The sequence below is a fragment of the Chryseobacterium elymi genome (genome assembly GCF_003385495.1).
Classification (GTDB): Bacteria; Bacteroidota; Bacteroidia; order Flavobacteriales; family Weeksellaceae; genus Chryseobacterium; species Chryseobacterium elymi.
In genome coordinates, this window is sequence record NZ_QNUH01000001.1 from 373,326 (window position 1) to 396,183 (window position 22,858).

21 protein-coding genes are annotated in these 22,858 nt (G+C 39.0%); 8 read left to right on the forward strand and 13 right to left on the reverse strand.

The window, feature by feature from the left end; translation table 11 throughout:
• Nucleotides 1–3,642 (reverse strand): hypothetical protein, encoded by a 3,642-nt coding sequence (locus DRF60_RS21490; protein WP_238639951.1) that lies wholly within the window; start codon nt 3,640–3,642, stop codon nt 1–3.
• 635 nt (nt 3,643–4,277) lie between these two features.
• Between DRF60_RS21490 and DRF60_RS01605 the strand changes: the two genes are divergently transcribed.
• The 8 genes from DRF60_RS01605 (at nt 4,278) to DRF60_RS01640 (ending at nt 8,989) form a co-directional block, all read left to right on the forward strand.
• Nucleotides 4,278–4,841 (forward strand): hypothetical protein, encoded by a 564-nt coding sequence (locus tag DRF60_RS01605; protein WP_116010370.1) that lies wholly within the window; start codon nt 4,278–4,280, stop codon nt 4,839–4,841.
• Nucleotides 4,842–4,852: 11 nt separating this feature from the next.
• Nucleotides 4,853–5,497: a hypothetical protein gene (locus DRF60_RS01610; protein WP_123902612.1), complete on the forward strand. Its 645-nt coding sequence runs from the start codon at nt 4,853–4,855 to the stop codon at nt 5,495–5,497.
• 11 nt (nt 5,498–5,508) lie between these two features.
• Nucleotides 5,509–6,279: a sensor histidine kinase gene (locus DRF60_RS01615; RefSeq protein ID WP_116010372.1), complete on the forward strand. Its 771-nt coding sequence runs from the start codon at nt 5,509–5,511 to the stop codon at nt 6,277–6,279.
• On the forward strand, nt 6,276–6,920 hold the full coding sequence (locus DRF60_RS01620) for a response regulator transcription factor (protein ID WP_116010373.1): 645 nt from the start codon (nt 6,276–6,278) through the stop codon (nt 6,918–6,920). Before DRF60_RS01615 ends, DRF60_RS01620 begins: the two co-directional genes overlap by 4 nt.
• Nucleotides 6,921–7,090: 170 nt before the next feature.
• The gene (locus DRF60_RS01625) at nt 7,091–7,600 is read left to right on the forward strand and encodes a hypothetical protein (protein ID WP_116010374.1); all 510 of its coding nucleotides are present in this window, start codon (nt 7,091–7,093) and stop codon (nt 7,598–7,600) included.
• Nucleotides 7,597–7,944: a tRNA-binding protein gene (locus DRF60_RS01630; protein WP_116010375.1), complete on the forward strand. Its 348-nt coding sequence runs from the start codon at nt 7,597–7,599 to the stop codon at nt 7,942–7,944. The genes DRF60_RS01625 and DRF60_RS01630 overlap by 4 nt, the downstream gene beginning before the upstream one ends.
• Before the next feature lie 13 nt (nt 7,945–7,957).
• The gene (locus DRF60_RS01635) at nt 7,958–8,659 is read left to right on the forward strand and encodes a 3'-5' exonuclease (protein ID WP_116010376.1); all 702 of its coding nucleotides are present in this window, start codon (nt 7,958–7,960) and stop codon (nt 8,657–8,659) included.
• Between the two features lie 3 nt (nt 8,660–8,662).
• Nucleotides 8,663–8,989, forward strand: coding sequence for an SUF system Fe-S cluster assembly protein (locus tag DRF60_RS01640; RefSeq protein ID WP_111954157.1), 327 nt, complete (start codon nt 8,663–8,665; stop codon nt 8,987–8,989).
• A gap of 640 nt (nt 8,990–9,629) precedes the next feature.
• Here DRF60_RS01640 and DRF60_RS01645 read toward each other — a convergent pair.
• The 12 genes from DRF60_RS01645 to DRF60_RS01700 form a co-directional block, all read right to left on the reverse strand.
• Nucleotides 9,630–10,466 (reverse strand): sulfurtransferase, encoded by an 837-nt coding sequence (locus DRF60_RS01645; RefSeq protein ID WP_116010377.1) that lies wholly within the window; start codon nt 10,464–10,466, stop codon nt 9,630–9,632.
• A 181-nt stretch (nt 10,467–10,647) separates the two neighbouring features.
• Nucleotides 10,648–11,496, reverse strand: coding sequence for a hydroxymethylglutaryl-CoA lyase (locus DRF60_RS01650; RefSeq protein WP_116010378.1), 849 nt, complete (start codon nt 11,494–11,496; stop codon nt 10,648–10,650).
• 193 nt (nt 11,497–11,689) lie between these two features.
• Entirely contained in the window at nt 11,690–13,213 is a 1,524-nt protein-coding gene (locus DRF60_RS01655) for a TSUP family transporter (protein WP_116010379.1), read from the reverse strand.
• A 75-nt stretch (nt 13,214–13,288) separates the two neighbouring features.
• Complete coding sequence (locus DRF60_RS01660; protein ID WP_116010380.1) at nt 13,289–14,962, reverse strand: NADPH-dependent assimilatory sulfite reductase hemoprotein subunit; 1,674 nt, start codon at nt 14,960–14,962, stop codon at nt 13,289–13,291.
• 17 nt (nt 14,963–14,979) lie between these two features.
• Nucleotides 14,980–16,689 (reverse strand): diflavin oxidoreductase, encoded by a 1,710-nt coding sequence (locus DRF60_RS01665; protein ID WP_116010381.1) that lies wholly within the window; start codon nt 16,687–16,689, stop codon nt 14,980–14,982.
• Complete coding sequence (cobA, locus tag DRF60_RS01670) at nt 16,679–17,524, reverse strand: uroporphyrinogen-III C-methyltransferase (RefSeq protein ID WP_116010382.1); 846 nt, start codon at nt 17,522–17,524, stop codon at nt 16,679–16,681. Before cobA ends, DRF60_RS01665 begins: the two co-directional genes overlap by 11 nt.
• Nucleotides 17,525–17,548: 24 nt before the next feature.
• Nucleotides 17,549–18,460, reverse strand: coding sequence for a cysteine synthase A (cysK, locus tag DRF60_RS01675; RefSeq protein WP_116010383.1), 912 nt, complete (start codon nt 18,458–18,460; stop codon nt 17,549–17,551).
• A 29-nt stretch (nt 18,461–18,489) separates the two neighbouring features.
• Nucleotides 18,490–19,320, reverse strand: coding sequence for a serine O-acetyltransferase EpsC (epsC, locus tag DRF60_RS01680; protein WP_116010384.1), 831 nt, complete (start codon nt 19,318–19,320; stop codon nt 18,490–18,492).
• A 3-nt stretch (nt 19,321–19,323) separates the two neighbouring features.
• Nucleotides 19,324–20,562, reverse strand: a complete 1,239-nt coding sequence (locus DRF60_RS01685) for a sulfate adenylyltransferase subunit 1 (RefSeq protein WP_116010385.1) — start codon at nt 20,560–20,562, stop codon at nt 19,324–19,326.
• 52 nt (nt 20,563–20,614) lie between these two features.
• Nucleotides 20,615–21,523, reverse strand: coding sequence for a sulfate adenylyltransferase subunit CysD (gene cysD / locus DRF60_RS01690; protein ID WP_116010536.1), 909 nt, complete (start codon nt 21,521–21,523; stop codon nt 20,615–20,617).
• A 10-nt stretch (nt 21,524–21,533) separates the two neighbouring features.
• Complete coding sequence (locus DRF60_RS01695) at nt 21,534–22,247, reverse strand: phosphoadenylyl-sulfate reductase (protein ID WP_116010386.1); 714 nt, start codon at nt 22,245–22,247, stop codon at nt 21,534–21,536.
• 84 nt (nt 22,248–22,331) lie between these two features.
• Nucleotides 22,332–22,748, reverse strand: coding sequence for an RrF2 family transcriptional regulator (locus DRF60_RS01700; RefSeq protein WP_083996783.1), 417 nt, complete (start codon nt 22,746–22,748; stop codon nt 22,332–22,334).
• Nucleotides 22,749–22,858: the final 110 nt, after the last annotated feature.

The window sequence follows — 22,858 nt, forward strand, 5'->3', positions numbered from 1 at the left end:
TTATTGCCAGTCTCCTGAAATAACTTTCTGTCCTTCAGTAGTTTCCACTCCAAGAAGATGATCGTTGGGTAAAAAATTAGTTTCACATATTGATCCCAATTCATCATCAAACTTTACTCCGGGCTCACAGTTACAAGGCAATGCTTTTTCCACTTTCAGCCCGATGGAACCCGCCTGGAGAATAGTAAGCGAAGTAGGAATCTTCTCTCTCCATGGCTCTCCTTCTTTTGTGGCTTTTGGTGAACGCAATTCGTCCACAATAGACAGGAACAGAGGATCATCAATTACCGGAATTTCTCCTCCGTTCCAGATTTGTCCTGTAGCTAAGAAATGTCTTACCGCTTCTTCAAATCCCGGTCTTACAGTAACGATAACTCTTGCCATCCCCGACTGCATAAAGGCTCTGAATACAGGATCATTATCATCAAACTGATAAAGATCCCCCCAGTTAGCTCTATTGCCCCAATAATAAGGGTACAAATAATAGCTTATGAGTTCCCATTCAAAAGCCTGTTCCATGAATTTTATAAAGGCTGCATATCTGTCCAGGGTTCCATCTACTTTTATTTCGGTATTGGTGAAACTTTCCGTAGAATTATCTGTCTGGTAATATTTATTTTTCCCGAATGTTAATTCTGCGTTTGGATTTTGACTCAGCATATAGGAAATACAGTTCCTTCTCAGGATGGTATTTTCTATTTTCCTGTAGAAACCTGGATTGGAACCTTTGATCTGGGCTCCTAATGCTTTTGCATCTGCTAAAGCAGCTTCATATTTAGCCAAATCAATTTCGTACGCTTCAATGATCTTATTGAAAGCTGTCTGGAGCCATTCATTTTTAGCTTCTGTAGTCAGTTTACATTTTACACTTGCATTAACATCAATGGCATGGGATCCAATCAAGGAGAAAGAAACAGGAACTACCTGATAGAAATTTCTAATCGTTACTTCCGAGCCATCCATATAGGTTCCGCCAATTCTTAAACAAGGGCTTAACACTCCTTCTCCTCCTGTCTGTATTACTCCTATAGCTGCAACGGTTACATAGTTTTCAGGGATCTGGATTTCCGCACCTCCGGCGATAGCTTCATCGTATTCTGATTTTCCATTTGAATCCCCGACCGTATTGGAAAAGGCTTTACCTACATAAATGATTTCTTCTGGCTTTTTATCAATATCTACCTTGTATTTGCTTAACCAGTATTTTAAAACCATATCTCCTGAAGCTCCATCCAAGGATGCAAAATTCTCCATCTTGTTAACGGTGGATGTTCTGGGGTCTATAGGCTTTATCAATAGGTTTTCAGTGGTTTTGCTGGCTTTCATTCCTAAATTATGGAGCTTTGCCGGTTCGGGAATCATAAATTCAAACATCATACGCTTACCATAGTTATAGATCTGGTTTTTTACCACTTTATCTACCCATCGGTAAACGCCCACTACATGGTTGCTTCCTTTGGTGTTGTCAAATCCATGTTTGTTGTTTTCTTCATATTCTTCCAGGATTTTATCAATACGCTCTTCCTTCACCTTGGTAACAATCCTGTCCAACGCCCTTGCTGTTATATCTTTGGCATCAGTGACTGCCTGACGGTTACTTTCTTCTTTGGAATTGTGGGTAGCATAGTTAGCTCCGGTACTTATACCGTATTTTGCGGAACCGGCTCCCCATGAAGCATTAAAACCAGCCTGTGTGGCAAAGTCTTTGGATTCCTGAAGTATTTTGGAAACTTCACTTTGCATTTCATGCCTTTCGGTAGAGGTAGTATCTGTCAGCTTTTCTTTTTCAGATTCTGATGATCTGGTGGTTTGGGATTCGCTACGCTTAAGTCTTCGTGTTGCTCTTTCTTTATACTCTCTTGCCATGATATTTTCGATGTGAGCCACATCTCCCTCCACATAGCAATATGTACTTTGTTCTACTTTTCGATAATCAGCAATACCTATATTTTTCATTCCGAAGCCTGAAGGAATAAATGCGCCTTCAGAGGTAGGATTGGCAGGGTTTTCCGGGTCCGTAGGATCTGTTGTCCTGTCTTTAGGGGTAAATATTCCGCGTCCCTGAAACAAATGTACATCATCATTGCTCCTGCTTAATGTCACCTGCATTGTATAGGAAAGCCCGTCACTTAAGACAACAGCTCCTTCCAGCTCTATAACCTCTAACTTTTCAATATCCACATGAGGAATTTTATTATTGTGAAAGAGGGAAGTTACGTTAGCGGCACCACTCCACGGGTCGGTACCGGAACCTGACGCAATGGTCTGTCCGCCTACTTTAACCTGATAATTTCCACTAATAATCTGTTTGGGCTGGTTTATATCCGTAGTAACAGCTATTGAATGTCCAATACCAGGCATAAGCGGAACCCTGCGAGTCGTTGTCGTGAAGGGGATAACTCCATTATTATTCAGTGAATTGGTAACAGGAACTAAAATGCCTCCTATATTGGTAAATGTAGGCTGGTTAATCACTGTATTGTTTAGGATCTGCTGCTGCTGTAATTGACTGTCTTGTATAACAGCTCCGGAAACTTCTGCAAAAGTAGAAATTCCTTCTAAAGCCTCACTGACAGATACTGCTCCGAAGATTTTACTTAATGCGTACTTGCTTTCATCGGTTAAAGCACGTTCCAGTTCTTCAGGATTAATTTCCGGCCTGAACTCAAAGCTAAACTCCGGTAAGTTAAGTGGAGACACGTGAAGGCTTAAAAGTTCTTCATTTAACCTGGATAATTCTTCTTTTAAGCCCGGATTTGAATCAAATAATTCAGGATTAGCAATGCTCAGCTCGGTAAGGTACTTAACTCTGTTTTCAATAACTTTTTTTCTGTTCTCTGTTTCTGATAACTGTTTCTGATAGTCGGCCTGAATGGGTTTTACTTCTTTCAGATAATTTTCATAGGCCACTTTATAGGCTTCCTGGTATTCTTTCTGATAAACTTTTTCCAGCTTATTCAGTGATGCTGATAAATCCTGGTTCAGATGCAGGTTACCCACTGCTTCTGTATACTTCTGGCCTTGTTCGTTGTAGAAAGGTTCACCCAGTTCTCCTTCTCCCGCTACAGCCATTCTGGAGAAACTCATTGCTTGGGAGCCACTTCCGGCCTTGAAAAGTTCTTTTGGAAGAACTACTTTTGCTTTTATCACATATTCATATCTTGATTGGGAAAAACCATCATAATATCTTAAGATATGATCAAGGTGTAAAAGATGCATCAATGTTTCCTTGGCATAAAAGTCTTTTTGAGTAACCACCTGATAAACAAGGTTATCCCAGATTTTAGAATCAATACGAATAATTTGTTGGTGGTATTCTCTATAATGGCTGATTTTAGCATCAAACTCCTCTTTAGTCGCTTTGGCTTTATTTCTTGCTACCCAAACAGCAAGTTCATAGAATGCTGTATCCTGCGCTTTTAAGGATTCTTCAGTTTCGATTGTTAAACCTGTAATTTCTTCACAAGTTTTCTGTAAAGATTCGCCAGCTTCAACTCTAGGGTCAATGACTCCTTTTTGAGTGGCATAATCTCTGAAAACAAACCTTCTTTCTTTGTTTTCGTGATCAGATAGCTCAGCATTACGCATAGTAGCGAACCTGAATAGTGTTTGTGAGCTATTATTTTGATTAATTTCTTCCATCTTTTTTTGTAAATTTGTTTGATTTTATAAAAAGGTTAAGGTCTGAAATCCTTTTTAGTAGGAGTCTTCAGGTTTTAGCCTTATTTTTTTAGGTGGTTTCCGGCTAGGATGTCCACCTTAATTTTTAATGTCAATTTTCATTTATGTGTTTTTCTTGAAGCAAATATCAGAGCCGGAAGCGACAGAACTTGACGTGTTGAAAATAAGTTTTGAATTTTCTTCAATTAAAATTTCACGTCTCACTGAACCCATTGAAAAATTAGGATATTTATTCTGACAGCCACAGGATTGCCTCATTTTATAGCAGCTCAAAAAAACCCTTCTCATTTAAATTTAGAAACTAAACATTTAGTTATTAGGATTGGGAGAGGAAAAGATAAGTATGCAGTTCTTTTTGGAATACTTAACGATCTGTACTCAATGATAAGAAGCCTTAGGTTTATTTCAAATAGTAGACAATGAAAAATAAAGTCTAAGAAGATAATATTCAGAAGCATTATCAAATAATAATTCATATCTCCTTGAAATTCAAAACAAAATGTCGTAAATTTATTCTTCACAAAAACAGTGTTTTCCCCCTTTTATAGAGTTGAGTAGTTACCTAATTTTGTTTTATAAAATTAAAAACCATAAAAATGAAAACTCCTTTTTTATTGAAAAATCTAAGCTCGCTTCTTGCTGTGCTTATTTTAAGTTTTTGTATGCTAAGCTGCACACGCTGCTCCGAACCTCCTAAAGAACCCGTGAGTGACAGCTATAAAAAGAAACTGATAAGTTACCGTGAAGGCAGAGTGCTTTATGATGAATACTCCAGGACCAACAATGTAATTCTTACAAAATACAGAAACGGAGAGCCGGATTCACGCTGGTACTGGTTTTCTGTAGAAGATATGGAAGGCTATCTTAAATATGTAAAAGAAACCGCCAAAAAACAACACCTGAAAAATCCGGGAATCAGAATTTATATGGGAAAATATCCCCAGAATCATCCTAAAAGCAAAATGGCAAAACCTGAATACGCCGGCTACCAGACCATTTTCTTAGTTCCTACTGCTCAGAATCTTAAAAGAGATACCTCAGGAACCATGTCCAGAGCAATAATGTCCACGGATGAAAATCTGAATGTAAAGGAGATGGAAGTTCTCAATATGACCAATCTTGCTCCTCCACCTAAAGTTTCCACCGCAGATATGCCGTAAAAAAGAAAGCCATGAACTGGAATATAGAAATAGGGAAGCAAATATCTATGGTTTTATCCGTTGTAGTGATGGTCTTAATGATTATCAAATACAGGAAAATCTGGAAAGAGAATTTATTTTTTGTCGTAGGATACATATTATTTTCCCTGATTGATATTTTTTGCTATTTCTATTTTAAAGCTATGAACCGGTCTACTGAAATATTTTTTGTGATTGGCTTTTTAATGATCGTGTTTTTCCTATATCTGCTGTATTATTATCAATTACTGTATTGGCCTCTTTTAAAAAAATTGCAGTTGATCCTTTTGATCCTTTTTGTTGTCAATATTGTTGTTATGTTTTATACAGAAGATGATCTGCTGCATCGCTTTTCTTTTAATATGCTGTATACTGATATCCTTTTGTTGCTGTTTTCCATTATTTTATTTTTATACCAGACGTTTAATTCTGATAAAATACTGGAACTTACTAATTATTTGCCTTTTTGGATTTCAGTCTCTTTACTGATTCTTTTTATTGGAAGTATTCCGATCCTGTATTTCAGGACTACCGTTTCAGAGCATATCTATTTTTTTATTTTATTTATGCTAAATCTTATCAGTAACGGAATACTTATATTGGGATTGATTTGGAACAGACAGAATAAACTTAGATAAGACTTTACAGTATGGAAGAAAACAATTTGGTCATTACCTTTACCATTACCTTACTTATTGTCGTTTTAATGATGATCTTCATCTATGTAGTTTTTATCAAAAAGAAGACAACCCTTCTGATCGAGCAGAAAGAAAAAGATATGCGGTTTGAAAGAGAGCTCGCAACCTCCCAGGTCGAAATAAAGGAACAGACACTGAATTACATCGGGCAGGAATTACATGATGATGTAGGTCAAAAGCTCTCCGTGGTCCGTTTGAGACAAAATCAGCTTATTTCCAAGCTGAAAAATGCAGAAAAAGAAGAACTGAGCGAGCTAAGTGAATTGTTGGGCGAATGTATTCAGGATATCAGAAATCTATCTAAAACCCTGATTACAGAGCAGATCATTCATTTCGGACTGACGGAATCCATTGAAAGAGAAGTAAAAAGAATACAGAAATTAAAATTATTAAAGATAGACTTCATCACCCAGAAACACGATATTGATATTGCTCCCAAACACGGTCTGATTCTTTTCCGGATCATTCAGGAAAGCATCAATAATATTTTAAAGCATTCCAGGGCCAAAAATGTATCTATAAAACTTGAAGATAACCAAAATTCATTAAGAATTAATATCTCAGATAACGGAAAAGGTTTTAATACCGACAAGATACAGGACGGTTCGGGACTGAAGAATATGGAACTGAGAGCCAAACTGATCCATGCGGAATTTTCCATACAGTCGGAACTTGATAAAGGAACACAAACCTCAATAACCTATTACAAACACTTCATATGAAAACTATTCCTATAGCTATCGTTGATGACCATACGTTAATGTCTAAGGCATTGGAAAATATGATCATGGAAAACCCTCAGTACAGCGTGATCATGAATCATCCCAACGGTGAAGATTTTATTGCCGCCATAGAAAAAGCTTCAGAATTACCTGCTGTAGTGCTGATGGATATTAATATGCCTTATAAAAATGGTATAGAAACCACAGAATGGCTCACCGAACATCACCCTGACATAAAAGTGATAGCCCTGACCATGGAAGATGATGAAAAAGTTCTTATCAAAATGCTCAAAGCTGGCGCGAAGGGATATCTGCTAAAAGATATGCAGCCAGACATCCTTTTTCAGGCAATAGATACCGTATTTGATAAAGGCAGCTTCTATACCGATTTCGTCGCTCAGAAATTATTAAAGGTAAAAACAGAAGACATTAAAAATGCGTCTCTCCTTTCCGAATTAAAAGGCCGGGAAAAAGAATTTATAAAATGGGCCTGCAGCGAGCTTACTTACAAAGAAATAGCAGACAAAATGTTTCTCAGCCCAAAAACCATTGATGGATACAGAGACTCTGTTTTCCTGAAACTGGAAGTAAAAAACAGAGTTGGGTTGGTTCTTTTCGCCCTAAAACATGACTTGAGCTGATCTAATTTTCTTTCTTTAATCAACATAGCCCAAAACCATTTATAACTCACTCATCCGGTAGATTTTCAAAATTTACCGGATTTTTCATTTTCGCTTTATTTATCATCCATAAAATAGTTCAGTTGTAAAAAATAAATACTTTTAATACATTTGTTTAAAACATATTCTGAATGAATTTCGAGCAGATCAACTTACACCTTGAGGCTTACAAAAAACACGACCAAATTCTGGATGCCGCCCGATTTTTAATCCATTCCTTTGACCTGGAACATGAAAACTTTGCAGGTTTTGGATTCAGGGAAGAGCTCTCTCCCACTTCTATGCTGTTGACCGCAGAAGGCGTACTGGGAGGGCCTCAGACCGTAATGATCCCAAAGAATTTATTTGATTTTGATCTGAACCTCGTTCTGAATATGGTTGCCCATGAAATGCTTCATGTACGGCAGAAAGCACCCGGACAGGTGATCGAAGACAAAAATGAGCGTGAATTTCAGGCGTATTATGAAATGCTTTTCCATAAAGTCTTTCCACAGATTCCGGAAGTTTCGGATCATTATAAAAAATTCTTTGGCGGTCAGGCACTTGAATATTACAGAAGAATGGGCGAAGGATCGGGACTGCAGCAGAAATATAAAGCAGAAAAAGCTGAAGTGGAACATTTAATCAATTCATTACTATGACGATAAAGCCGGAAATATCCTGGGCAGACTTTGAAAAAATAGACATGCGATGCGGAACGATAATTTCAGTTACCGATTTTGAGAAAGCAAGAAACCCTTCTTACCAACTGGAAATTGATTTCGGAGATCTTGGAATCAAAAAATCCTCTGCACAGATCACCTCTCTTTATCAAAAAGAAGAGCTCATAGGAAAGCAGGTAATGGCTGTTGTAAATTTTCCCAGAAAACAGATCGCTAATTTCTTCAGTGAATGTCTTGTAATGGGAGTGTATGGTGAAAATAAAAAAGATGTTACCCTTTTAACACCTTCACTACCCGTAAAAAACGGAATGTCGATAGGATAAAACACAAACATATATGATACAACACATTCCATTAGAAAAGATCTTATTCCTTGATATTGAAACCGTTCCGGGATCCGGATCATGGGAAGACCTTCCTGAAACAGAACAGATGCTTTGGGAAAAGAAAACAAGATTTCAGAGAAAAGAAGACGTTAGTGCAGCAGAATTCTATGACCGTGCCGGCATTATGGCCGAGTTTGGAAAAATTATCTGCATTACCATCGGAATGGTCGAAAAGAATGAAACCTTAAAGATCAAAAGCTTTTCAGGTCACGATGAGAAGAAGCTGCTTCGGAAATTCGGAGAAATCTTCAACAGCCCGAGACTGAATAACGTAATTCTCTGCGCCCACAACGGAAAAGAATTTGATTTTCCATGGATTGCGAGAAGGTATCTTATTAATGGAATCCAGCCTCCGGTTCCGTTCCAGATGTTTGGAAAAAAGCCCTGGGAGATTCCGCATATTGACACGATGGAGCTATGGAAATTCGGAGATTATAAAAGTTTTGTTTCCCTGGAACTGCTGGCCCATGTCTTTGGAATTCCTACTCCCAAGGATGATATAGACGGCTCAATGGTTTCATCAATCTACTACATAGAAAAAGACTTGCAGCGAATAGTTGACTATTGTGAAAAAGATGTCTTAACTTTGGCAAATGTTTTCCGGCGGATGCGTCAGGAAGATTTGTTGAAAAGGAATATCAATCTAGATTAAAAAATGAAATTTACAGACGATCAAATTGCTGACATTGGTGAGGAAATCATCAGCGTCTTAAAATCCGTATACGACCCGGAAATCCCGGTAGATATTTACGAATTAGGACTGATATATGATGTACAGATCTCCGAGGATGGCGATGTAAAAATTATAATGACCCTTACTACCCCGAACTGCCCGGTTGCAGAAAGTCTGCCTCAGGAAGTAAAAGACAAGGTAGGAGAAGTGGAAGGAGTGAAAAGCGTAGATTTAGAGCTTACTTTCGAGCCTAGCTGGAACAAGGATATGATGAGTGAAGAAGCAAAGTTTGAACTGGGAATGCTTTAAATTCTGGTAAGAAAGATGGAAGCAGGAAGATGGAGGTTTTCGGAATTCATAAAACTACTCTCTTCCCATAAAAACTCTTTTTTTACACAAATACAACATAAACCCCGGAAATTTCCGGGGTTTTCTATATTAGATTAAATTTTCACGCAGATTAATCAGATACTGCAGATTTTACATTAATCCGCTTTATTTGCATAATTGGGATAAAAAAAGAACCGTTAAGATTTAATTTAAGTTGTTAAGAATATTAAGTTTGAGCTTTGCTTTAAGGAGCTTTTGGTTTAAAAAAATTTTAGATTTTCCTTAATTATTCTTATCTCTTTCACAGATCATAATGTTTCAAAAAATATACATCGCCATCTGAGAAAATCTGTGTATTCTGAGCTTAAAAATATTAACCACAAAAGCTCAAAAGTTTTTTAACACTTAAGTTTAATTAAGATTAAATTGATGCTGCGAAAAAAGTTCACTCAAGTAAAAAAAATCAAAGATTTTGTGCATCATCCTAAATCTTCTCTTCTGCTTAATCTGCGTGAGCAAAGCTATCATAAAATCTAAATAAAGAAAGGTATACTTTTTAAAATCAAGCTGCCAGAAATAATAAGCCTGACAGTAACTTCCAGCGTCCCTCTTCCAGCCTTTAACCCTCTTTTGCAATCTCTTTTCCTTCTCTCCGGCTCCATTCGCTCCATGAACCTACATACAAATCAGGAATAGGAAAACCCGCATAATCCAGTGCTAAAATAGTGTGGCAGGCCGTAACTCCAGATCCGCAGTGGATGATGAGATGTGGAGGTTTATTTTTTAAAAGCTCCTTATATTTTTCTTTTAAAACTTCAGGTTTCAGGAAGCTTCCGTTCTCATCAAGATTTTCAGAAAAAGGAATATTAATTGCTCCCGGTATGTGTCCGGCTACAAGATCAATAGGTTCAGATTCGCCTTTGTAACGGTAAGCATCTCTTACATCAACAATGGTCGACGAATGGTTTATTATTTCATTCTCAACATCTTCCAAGATCTTAACCGGAAGAAGCCAATCTTCTTTTTTAATGACAGAAACTTTTTCAAGAGTTTCCTCACCAGATGAAAATTCTATACCTTCTTTCTCAGCAGCCTGAAATCCTCCATCCAGAACCTGAACGTTTTGCAATCCGAAGGATCTCAGCATCCACCATGCTCTTGCCGCTGCATTGGCTCCGTTTTTATCATCATAAATCACAACATGTGAATCTTCAGAAATCCCAAGCCTGGAAAGTGTTTCTGCAAATTTTGTAATATCAGGAAGTGGATGCCTTCCTCCAAAAGCAGCATTTTCTCCGATCTCTGCCAGATCTTTATCAAGATCTATAAAACGGGCATCTTTGATGTGTTTCTCAAGGTAAGTTTGATGTACATCTTTTCCTACTCTGGCATCAAGAATGATGAGGTTTTCTGGTGAAAGTTTTTTTAGCTGGGATGATGAGATTATGGGTGACATTTTTGGTGATTTTGGGGTTAAATGATAAGTTTTAGTTAAAGCCAAGCGAGTTTAATATAGGAGAGTTGATTAAAACCCGCTCCTATTGATATTTGTTTATTCCAGATTACGCAGATTTTTTATGCTTTAAAAGCAATTTCATCCGATCCATCTGCTTGATTTGCGAGATGCTATTTCTTAACTAAAAATGAAAGATATCCTTCGCTTTATTATATGAACTTTCAAAATTTAATAAATTCAACTTGTGCTCCACTTTTTCTACGCTCATAAAGTTGATCACCTGTTCTGTAGGCATATTTCCTACCAGATCATCTTTGGCCATAGGACAGCCTCCGATTCCTTTGATGGCACTGTCGAATCTTCTGCAGCCTTTATCGTAAGCAGCTTTCAGCTTTGAATAGGAATCTTCGTAACGGTTATGGAAATGTCCCCCGAAATTGATCTCAGGATATTGAGAAGGAATTTTTTCAAATAAAAGGGCAATGGTTTCAGGAGTGGCAACGCCTGTAGTGTCCGAAAGCAAAACATCTTTAATTCCAATGTCTGAAAACCTTTTGGCCCAGAAATCTACATCTTCCCATTTCCACATTTCTCCGTAAGGATTTCCAAAGGCCATAGAAAAATAGATATTCAGCTGCTTTCCTTCACTTTTTACGAGCTCAAGCATCCTGATGATTTCTTCAAAAGCCTCTTCCTGGTTTTTGTTGGTGTTCCTGTGCTGGAATGTTTCCGAAATAGAGAACGGAAAGCCTAAAATATCTACATTCTGATGTTTTAATGCTTTTTCAGCACCTCTGTAATTCCCGATGATGGCAGAAACTTTCGTATTGGATAAGGATTTATCTATATTTTCAGCCACCTCATCGGAATCAGCCATCTGTGGAATTGCTTTCGGGGAAACAAAGCTCAGACAGTCCAATACATCGAAGCCAACCTCCATCAGAGAGTTGATATAATCTATTTTTTTGCCGGTAGGGATAAATTCTCCCCAACCCTGCATGGCATCTCTAGGACATTCAGTAAGAAACATTTTTACTTTTTGATTTTCTCAAATATAATAAAACTAAACAAGTTTATAGATGAGGCATACAAATCTAACATTATTTTGATTTTCAAATATTTATATTCAATTTAAAATTTCGATAACTGATATGTAATTCCGGATAAACCAGACCAGACATGAAAACCGGTGTTTATCTCCAATATTCTGATTCAAAAAATAGCTATGTTAATGATTTTACAATCGTAATCAGGCTCATCACAATCACCACTACACCTACTACCGCAAACATTTTTTTGGCAGGCAGCCTTGAAGCAAACATCGCTGAAAAAGGAGCTGTAAAAACACCTCCCAGAAGAAGGCCAAGCACAATATTCCAGTGATGAATCCCAATGGTGAAAATAAAAGTCAGTGCACTGACTACGGTCAGTAAAAATTTAGCCATAGTCGAACTGCCCACTACATACCGCGGCGTTCTTCCCTCTTTAATCAGGGTTCCAGTCACAAGCGGTCCCCAGCCTCCTCCGGCAAAAGAATCAATAAACCCGCCTGCCAATCCCAATACCCTGAGATTTGTCCTCTTTTTCTGTATGTTGTTTCCTGATTTTTTATTCTTCCTTTTAAAAGCATTTCTAAGGATGTTGATTCCCAAATAAAGAGTGTAGCAGGCGATGACCGGCTTTACAATATGAGCATAGTGCTCCCCGAAATGAGACAGCGCAAAAGCTCCGATAAAAGCCCCCACAGCAGCCACAGGAAATAAAACCCAGACCATTTTTTTGTTGACATTTCCTAATTTATAATGGCTGATACTTCCCGCTGCCGATGTAAATGATTCTGCGGAATGAATACTTGCGCTCACCACCGGAGGCGGAACATTCAGGAGCAAAAGGATCGTTGTACAGATCACTCCATATCCCATGCCCATAGATCCGGCGACAATTTCTGCCAGAAATCCGGCCAACAGCATCCAGTAAAAAATATGCCCGTCTTTACTGAGAAAACTCTGGATATCCCCGGACAGGTTAAACTGGTAAATAATCAGTGCAAGGACACCTACCATTGTCAGGACACCTATAATTCCAAGGTAAATATTAGCTCTTCTCTGTACTGTTTTGGTGATGTTGATTAGTTTTTCCATCTCCAGTTTTCTTTCCGGCTGATCTTTTTTTTCACCCAGATATTGTGTTGTAAGCCTGTTCAGTTCTTTTACCTTGTATGTAAAATCTCCTTTTAGCTGGTTACGGATGTTTTGCATATTGTCTAAGAGACCGTCCATTTCTTCATCGGGAATTGTTTCCGTTAAAATCTCACGCAACCGTTTAGCAACCGTTGGAGATTTTCCATTGGTAGAAACTGCAATTTTAAGATTTCCTTTTCTTACAATGGAGCCCAGATAGAAATCACACAGATCCGGCTTATCGGCAATATTCACCAGTGTATTATTCTGATGAGCCCTGTCACGGATCTGCTCCGCTACAAAAATATCATTAACCGCTACAATCGCAAGATCGGCACTGTTAAAATCATTATCGGTAAAAGACCTCTCGTGCAGAGTAAGGTTGGGATAATTCTGTTTTAATTCTTTAACCTGGTCACTTATTTCCAGGGCTACCAGCTTAATGCGTGCTCCCGGAGAATTGACAAGAACAGATTCCAGTTTTTCCAAAGCAATATTGCCCCCGCCAATGACAAGCAGTGATAATTCCTCCAGTTTTAAGAAAATGGGATATAAAAAGTTACTCATCTATTTAAAGTTTTAGATCATAGGGCTGACAATATTTTTGCTTTTTCTGCCGGTAAAGAAGGGTGATCCTACGTTCTATTTTACGGTTTGTAAATAGCGGTAGGAGAAATCACCAAAGGTTTCTTCTGTATTTCTCTCTTCCGAATAGATTCTGAAAAGCTGGTCGAGGGTTTCTATGATTTCTTCCTCACCGATGCTTTCTTTAAATTTTGTATTCAGGCGTGTACCCAGTCTGTCCCCGCCGATATGAAGATTATATTTGCCATATGCTGTACCCACAAATCCAATTTCGGCATTGGGTGATCTTCCACACCCATTGGGACACCCAGTCATCCTGATGGTAATATCTTCGTTTTGAAGGCCATATTTTTCAAGGACAGGCTCTATTTTGGTGACTAAAGAGGGTAAATAGCGCTGAGCTTCTGCCAAAGCCAATGAACAGGTATTCAATGCTACGCAGGCAACGGAATTTTTACGCAGGGCACTAGCTTCGTCAGTATAGGTGGATATTCCTGATTCTTTAAGCAGGGCCTCAATTTCAGCTTTATCATTTTCCGAAATATCAGACAGAATCAGGTTTTGATTACAGGTAAAGCGGAAATTGACTTTCCCGGTTTCAGCAATTTTTAACAGCCCTGATTTTAAAGGATATTCATCTGTATCCAGTACACGTCCGTGCTCTACGAATAAAGTATAAAACCATTTTCCTTCATGATTCTGTACCCAACCGTAACGGTCTTTTCTCTGCTCAAACTTAAATTCCCTGGCAGGTTCAAAACTGAAACCACATCTTTTTTCTACTTCAGTTCTATATCCTTCGATGCCAAGTTTGTCTATTGTATATTTTAACCTTGATAATTTTCTGTCACTTCTGTTCCCGAAATCACGCTGTACCGTGATAATTTCATACACAGCTTTTAATACTTTTTCTTCTGTGTCTACAAAACCCAGGAGAGATGCCAAGCGTGCATAGGTTGCTTCATTCCCATGTGTGGCTCCCAATCCTCCGCCTGCCGCAATATTATAACCGACAATTTTATTATTTTCAATGATCGCAATCAGCGCGATGTCATTAATAAAAACATCCACATCGTTATTGGGAGGAACGGCAATTCCAATTTTCAGCTTTCTGGGCAGATACCTGTCCTGGTATAGAGGATCTTCTTCAGCTTTTCTGTCAACGACCAATTCGTCATTGATCCACAGATCATAATACGATTTTGTTTTGGGCAGGCACATTTCGCTTATTTTTCCCGCCAGTTCATAAGCCTCCTGATGCAAAGGCGATTCGGAAGGATTTGAGGTACAGGTCACATTTCTGTTCACATCACCACATGCTGCAATGGAATCCAGATGCTGCAAATTGAAACTCTGAATGGTGGGTTTTACATGAGATTTTAAAATCCCATGCAGCTGAATAGTCTGGCGTGTGGTAATTTTGATCACTCCTGTGGAATGATTTTCTGCAATTTCATGAAGTCCTGCCCATTGTTCAGAAGTTAAAAATCCTCCCGGAAGCCTCAACCGAATCATATAGGAGTACAGCCATTCCAGTTTTTTCGCGACTCTTTCTTCACGCCTGTCCCGGTCATCCTGCTGGTACATCCCGTGAAACTTGATTAGTGTTTGGTCATCTTCTCTGATGGCCCCTGTAAAATCGTCCAACAGGCTTTCTTTTAAAGTTCCTCTTAGCCCATTACTGGCTGTTTTAATCCTTTCTACGGGCGAAAGGTTATTATTATCTGTCATATTGATCCATTTATGATTTAGTACACATCTTTTACATATCTGCCGCTGAGTTCCAGTTCTTCCAAGTAAGCCTGAGCTTCTTCCACACTATGTTTTCCTTTATCCTGAATAATATTCAGAATGGTTTTTTCAACATCCTTGCTCATAGGATCTCTTGTTCCGCATACATAGAGTGATGCTCCGCTTTCCAACCAGTGATAGACCTCCTGTGCTTTTTGCTCCAGCCTGTGCTGAACGTATATTTTTTCGGCTGTATCTCTGGAAAAAGCAAGATCCAGATGGGTCAAAGTCCCGGTTTTCAGAAAGTCCTGTAGTTCGGCCTGATAAAGAAAATCTGAAACGAATGTCCGGTCACCAAAGAAAAGCCAGTTTCTCCCTTCTGCACCAATCGCATCGCGCTCATACAGAAAAGACCTGAAAGGCGCAATCCCGGTTCCGGGACCAATCATAATGATATCTTTATCCGGCTTGGGTAATCTGAAATGTTTGGCTTCCTGAATATAGAATTCAAGAGTTTCTCCTTCCTTAAATTCAGCCAGGAAATTACTGCAGAGTCCGTTCTGCTTTTTATCATTAATAAAAAACTCGGATTTTGTTACTGTGATGTGAATTTCTGCATCGCCATGAGCTTCCAAGGATGAAGAAATGGAATATAAACGTGGCGACTGCCCGGTTAAAACCTTAAGTACCTGTTCAAAATCCTCTGCATTTTTCACCGGATAGATCCTCAGCAGATCAAGAAGACTTAATCTTACTTCAGGAACATGCTGTCCTGTGATTTCTGCATATTGTGCAACTGTACTTTTAAGCAGATAACTGATATTAAGATGTTTGTAGAGAAGTTCTTCTGCGCTTGCTGTAATTTTAGCCGTTGTAATCTGTTTCTGAGGATTAATCCCGGTAAGGGCAATGATCTCATCCACTTCATGTTTCGGGTTGAGGGCAATAACGCCCAATGCATCCCCTGAGCTATAGGTTAATGGCTCTTCTGTCTCTATTTCAATATGATAGGTTTCTTTATCAGATCCTATATCATTTAAATTGATGATTGCTGAAATTTTGCCCTGATATTTTTTTCTTCCCGTTGTTGTCTTGGGTGCAACCGTAGTTTTCTGAGTAGTTTCTTTTGTTTTATTAGCCACATCCAGAATATGGTCAGCCCAGTCATGAGCTTCCTTTCCATAATCAATATCACATTTTTTCAGAGGAAGAATGCGCTGGGCACCCAATACTTCAAAACGGGAATCAATGTCCTCTCCTGTCTTGCAGAACAACGGATAGCTGCTGTCTCCCAGAGCAAGGATTCCGAATTTCAAATTACTGATGTTCAAGTCATTTTCATGAATATGATCATAAAACTTCTTCGCAAGAATGGGCGGCTCACCTTCTCCCTGTGTGCTGATGATGACAAAGAAAAGGTCTTCTTTGGCAAGATCTTTAGGCTTATACTGGGAAAGGTCTGCCAGCTTTACCTGAATGCCTTTTTTCTTGATGATCCCCGCAAGTTCTACCGCAAGTTTTTTACTGTTTCCGGTTTCAGTACCGTAGGCAAGGGTAATTTTCTTTGCAGAAATCGTTTCTGCATGAGCAGCAAGAGGAATAGTCTCTCCTAATGTAGCGGATGATCCTGCAAGGCCTGCCAGAAAACCACTGGCCCAGACTGCTTCATCCCTAGAAAAATCACCGGATATTTCTTTAAGGGCTTTTAATTTAATTTCAGACAGCATATTCAAATAGGTTTTGATGGTTTGATACTAAAGTTCCGTTCGTTACAGATTTAAAGTAAATCCCTTCCTGTATAGGTGTTTCCAGCCACGAAAATTCTTCATGCAGATTAACAACCTTTCCTATCACGACCAGCGATGGGGATACAAAGTCTTTATTCCCAAAATTTGCATGAAAATCTTCTATGGATGAGGTATATACTTTCTGATAAGGCGTAGTAGCCTGCTCAATAACTGCAATTTTTTTGTCACCGGTCTTCCCTAATGCTAAAAATTTATCTACCAGTCCGTTAAGGTTTCCTTTAGACATATAAAAGACAAGGGTATCCTCTGATGTTCCCAGTTCTTTCCAGTATTCATCACTGAGAATTTCTGTTTTATAATAGGTCAGGAACCGAACCGATGTGGCATAGCCTCTTGCCGTTAAAGGTATTCCAGCATAGGCCGCTGCTCCTGAAGCTGCTGTAATTCCAGGGATGATTTCAAATGTGATATAATGCTCTTTGAGGGCTTTCAATTCGTCCAGAACATTGGAAAAAAAGGAGATGTCGCCACCTTTAAGCCTTACCACGGTTTTTCCCTGAGAAGCATAGCCAACAATTAATGTATTGATGCGGGACTGCGGTGTAGAGGCATTTTTACTGCATTCTTTTCCGACATATATAATTTCTGCTTTTTTATTTGCGTAACGGTCTATTATCTCAGAACTTACGAGGCGGTCACACAGGATAACGTCGGCCGAAGCAATGGCTTTTACAGCTTTTACAGTGATGAGATCGGGGTCGCCGGGCCCTGCACCTACAAGGAAAACCTGTGGTGAATTACTATTTTGTTTCATTTTTAATCTTTTTATTAGAGGTGTCTAGAACAGGCCTTCTATGGACAGGTATCTTTCGCCTGTATCATAGTTGACCGTTAGAATGGTAGATCCTTCAGAAATTTCAGGCAGTTTCTTTGCTACTGCAGCTAAAGCTGCTCCTGTTGAAATCCCAACGAAAAGGCCTTCTTTTTTGGCGGCATCTTTTGTGTATTCAAAAGCTTCATCTTTATTGATCTGAACAATTTCATCTAATATGGCGGTATCCAGTATGGACGGGATAAATCCGGCACCCAACCCCTGCAGAGGATGTGGAGCGGGAGCACCTCCACTAAGTACGGGAGACAGTTCGGGCTCAACAGCAATTACTTTGATATTGGGAAACTTCTGCTTAAGGACCTGGGCAATTCCGGTGATATGTCCTCCGGTTCCGACTCCGGTGATAAGGTAATCAAGTCCTTCCGGAAAGTCTTTGAGGATTTCTTGGGCTGTGGTTTCTATATGGACTTTTACATTAGCCGGATTATCAAATTGTCTCGGGATCCATGAATTTGGGGTTTCTTTTGCCAGTTCTTCTGCTTTTTCAATGGCTCCTTTCATTCCTTTTTCTCTTGGAGTCAGAACGAATTCTGCTCCGTATGATTCCATAATTTTACGGCGTTCCAAACTCATACTTTCGGGCATCACGAGAATCAGCTTATAGTTTTTTACAGCAGCTACCAGGGCAAGTCCAATTCCTGTGTTCCCGCTTGTAGGTTCTATAATGATGCTGTCTTTATTCAAAAGACCTTTAGCTTCAGCATCTTCGATCATTGATAAAGCAATTCTGTCTTTGATGCTTCCCCCCGGATTTGCTTTTTCCAGTTTGATCCAGACGTCATGCCCGGCACCGAAAAGCTTATTAATTTTTACGACCGGGGTATTTCCGATAGTTTCTAATGTATTTTGGAACTTCATACCGATTCAATTTTATATTGTTTTGTTGTTTATATCACAAATGTTAAAGATTCGGGAAGAGGTCCGTTATCTTTTATTTTTATTTCACTTTTATTATAGACTAAGGAATTGGAAGGTACATTTTGGGTGATCCATACATTTCCTCCTATGATGCTGTCTCTGCCGATGGTTGTATCTCCTCCTAAAATGGTTGCCCCTGAGTAAATGATCACGTAATCTTCAATATTGGGATGCCTTTTCTCATTAGCTTTATCTTTTGAAACATTTAAAGCTCCCAGCGTTACTCCCTGATATAGCTTCACATGATTGCCAATCACTGTTGTTTCTCCGATCACTATTCCGGTTCCGTGGTCTATAAAGAAATGGTCTCCAATGACGGCTCCGGGATGAATATCTATTCCTGTCCTGCTGTGCGCATATTCTGAGATGACACGTGGCAGTGTTTTTACTTTTTGAACCCAAAGCTGATGCGAAATCCTATAGACATAGGTTGCAAAAAAACCTGGATAAGAGAGAAGTATTTCTTCCAAAGACTCTGTTGCGGGATCAAATTCCAGGATAGATTCAGCATCGAGAATCAACTTATCATAGATATTTGGCAGGGCCAGAAAAAAAGCATTGGCCTGATTGTCAACGGAAACCTCATCAACCTCTGTACTTCCTATTAAATCAAAAAGAAGCTTATTCAGCATTTCAAAATCCTGATCAAGCTGATCACCCGTGTTTATCTGTTTGGGAAGAAACAGGAGGTTATACAGCTCCATGACAAACTTTTCCATTTTGTTCTGATCAAAGAAACTGATAGAGCTGTTTTGCTTTTTTTCAAGGATTCTCTTAATAAAATGATCTGATATCTCCATTTTCTACTGAATTATACAGGCTGCTACGGTTGCATTGGATGTTTCATCTACCAGAATAGCGGAACCTGTTTTTTTATTGCTTATAAAATCATCAAATACTAAAGGCTGTGCCATCCGTATGGTTACTTTTGCAATTTCATTGAGTCTGATGTCTTCTTCTGCCGTTTCTTTTTCCAGTGTATTGACATTAATTTTGTAGTCAACCTGTTTTACCACGGCTTTTAACTGTCTGCTGTGATGTTGCAGCAGGTACTTATTGCCCGGCTGCAGGGCTTTATGATCAAGCCAGCACAGCAATACTTCTATTTCTTTTTCAACATTCGGAAGCTCTTCTGCCGAGGTAAAGAAATCTCCTCTGCTTACATCTATATCATCTTTAATCTGGATGACAGCAGGCTGTCCTTCAAATGCTTCCTGTACTTCAGCTCCGTTAATTTCTATTGCAGAAATTTCTGTAATGATCCCTGCCGGAAGTATAGCTATTTTATTTCCTTTCTGAAAGCTTCCGCTTACAATTTGCCCGGCATAACCGCGGTAATCATGCAATTCTTCGGTTTGCGGACGGATAACATACTGCACCTGAAAACGGCTGCCGCTGTTTTGCACCTGATCAAGCTGTACTTCTTCCAGGTATTCAAGAAGGGAACTTCCTTTATACCAGTCTGTAACAGGAGATAAGGCAACGATATTATCCCCTTTCAATGCTGAAATCGGAAAATAGGTAACATCATTCAAACCCAGCTCTTCTGCGATCTTAGAATATTCTGCTTTTATGGTTTCAAAAACATCTTCTGAATAATCCACCATGTCCATTTTATTGATCGCAACAGCTACTTTTTTCAGCTTAAGCAATGAGGCAATAATGGAATGTCTTCTAGTCTGCTCAATAACTCCTTTACGAGCATCGATGAGAATGACCATAAGATCTGAGTTAGAGGCTCCGGTTATCATGTTTCGGGTATACTGAACATGTCCCGGAGCATCTGCAATAATAAATTTTCTTTTTGATGTCGAAAAATATCGGTAAGCAACATCAATGGTAATTCCCTGCTCTCTTTCTGCACGGAGCCCATCCGTTAAAAGAGCCAGGTCTACCCCATCATCGTTTTTATTTTTAGAGTGTTTTTCAAGTACTTCCAGCTGATCCTGCAAAATACTCTTGCTATCGTAAAGCAGTCTTCCGATGAGGGTACTTTTACCGTCATCTACGCTTCCTGCTGTTATTAATCTTAATATATCCACGATTTTTTATTTATGAGTGATACATGATAAATAATGTCTGATTGATTATCTATTAGAAATAGCCTCCTTTTTTCCGGTCTTCCATGGCCGCTTCTGTAACACGGTCGTCAATTCTGGTCTCTCCTCTTTCTGATATTCTGGTGGCTACAATTTCTTCAATTACCCGGTCAACGGTAGCCGCTTCAGATTCTACGGCAGCGGTACAGGTCATATCTCCTACTGTGCGGTAACGGATCCGTTTTGTTGTTACAATGTCACTTTCTTCCAGTACGGCAAATTCAGAATTAGCTATCCATTGCCCATTAAGGTCTACAACTTCTCTTTCATGCGAAAAGTAAATAGATGGCAGGTCTATATGCTCTCTGCGAATGTAGTTCCATACATCCAATTCGGTCCAGTTACTTATCGGGAAAACCCTTACATTTTCACCTTTATGAATTTTTCCATTGAAAATATTCCACAACTCCGGTCTTTGAAGTTTGGGGTCCCATTGCCCGAATTCATCCCTTACAGAAAATATTCTTTCTTTTGCCCGGGCTTTTTCCTCATCTCGTCTTGCTCCCCCGACGCATGAGTCGAATTCAAACTCTTCAATTACATCAAGCAGTGTAAAGGTTTGCAGCCAGTTACGGCTTGGAAACTTGCCTTTCGGTTCAGTCAGTTTTCTTTTCTGAATAGTATCTTCCACTTTCCGTACAACCAGGTCCACATTCATTTCTCCGGCCAGCTGATCTCTGAAATCTAAAACCTCCTGAAAATTGTGTCCGGTATCTACATGTACAAATGTAAAAGGGATCTTTCCGTGTGGAAATGCTTTTGCTGCCAGATGGGCCAGAACAATGCTGTCTTTTCCGCCACTGAACAGTAAAGCAGGTCGCTCAAACTGTCCCGCTACCTCTCTCAGGATATAAATGGACTCGGATTCTAGCTGGTCTAAATAATTTAAATGATATAATGACATAGTATATTTTTTATTGATGAACATGTAAGCCGCATTCTTTCTTATCGGCATCTTCCCACCACCATCGGCCGGCTCTGAAATCTTCGCCCTCTTTGATCGCTCTGGTGCAGGGTTCACATCCGATGCTTACAAATCCTTTCTTGTGAAGATGATTATAAGGAAGGTGATGGGTTTTTACATAGTCTGCCACCTGTTCTGTGGTCCAGTGAAGGATAGGATGAAACTTAATAATCTGATGATCGGAGTCCCACTCCAGCTGCGGCATTTCTTTCCTGCCAGCAGAATGCTGAGACCTTAAGCCTGTAATCCAGACTTTATATCCCTGAAGGGCCTTTTTCAGAGGCTGAACCTTTCGGATGTCACAGCAAGCTTTTCTATTTTCTACTGACTGGTAAAAGGAATCCGGTCCGTTTTCCGAGACGAATTTCTGCAGTGCTTCCGGGTCGGGGTAATAGGCTTTGATGTTCTTTTTGAAAAAAGCCCTGGATGAGGTCCAGGTTTCGTAGGTCTGTTCAAAAAGTCTCCCGGTATCGAGCGTAAAAACATCAATATTAATATTTTTTATCAGATGATTCACAACCTGATCTTCATAGCTGAAGCTGGTAGAAAATATAACTTCCCCTGGAAATTTTTCTGCCAGAACATGCAAAAAATCGGCATTAAAAACACCTGTAGTGGCATTTTCAATAAGGTTATTGAATTCTATTTTCAGAGCGTTTTCCATTTTTAATTGAAATTAACTTCTGCAAATATATACAAATCCTATTTATCCTACCAAATTAGTAGGATATAAAAATTAAAAAAAATTTCAACTGTTTTTTATAAAGGAAGTAAGGGTAGCTTCCATCATGCTTTTTCTGGTTTTTTCTCTTACTATGATCAGTTCATTTCTAAGATAGCATGTCGCTTCATCAACACAGTCGTCACAAGGTTCATAAAAATTTATTGAAATACAGGGAGTTAACGCAATCGGGCCTTCAAAAATACGGTAAATATCTGCCAACGAGATGTCGTCAGGAGATTTCAGGAGATAATAGCCGCCTGCTGTTCCCTGCTTACTGTTGACCAGCTTGGCTCTTTTCAGCTCAAGAAGAATCTGTTCTAAAAACTTTTTGGAAATATTCTCATCCTGTGCGATAATAGCAGTTGACAAAAACCCCTGATTGTAGTTTCTTGCTAACCTGACCATTGCTTTTAAAGCATATTTGCAACGTTTGGACATCATAATTGATGCAAGTTATGATAATTTATTTGATTATCGAAATCACTGTCTGGAATTGAAAAAACAGAAACTCTTTTACGGGTTGCAATATGCCAGAAAGATGGCCTAAATTT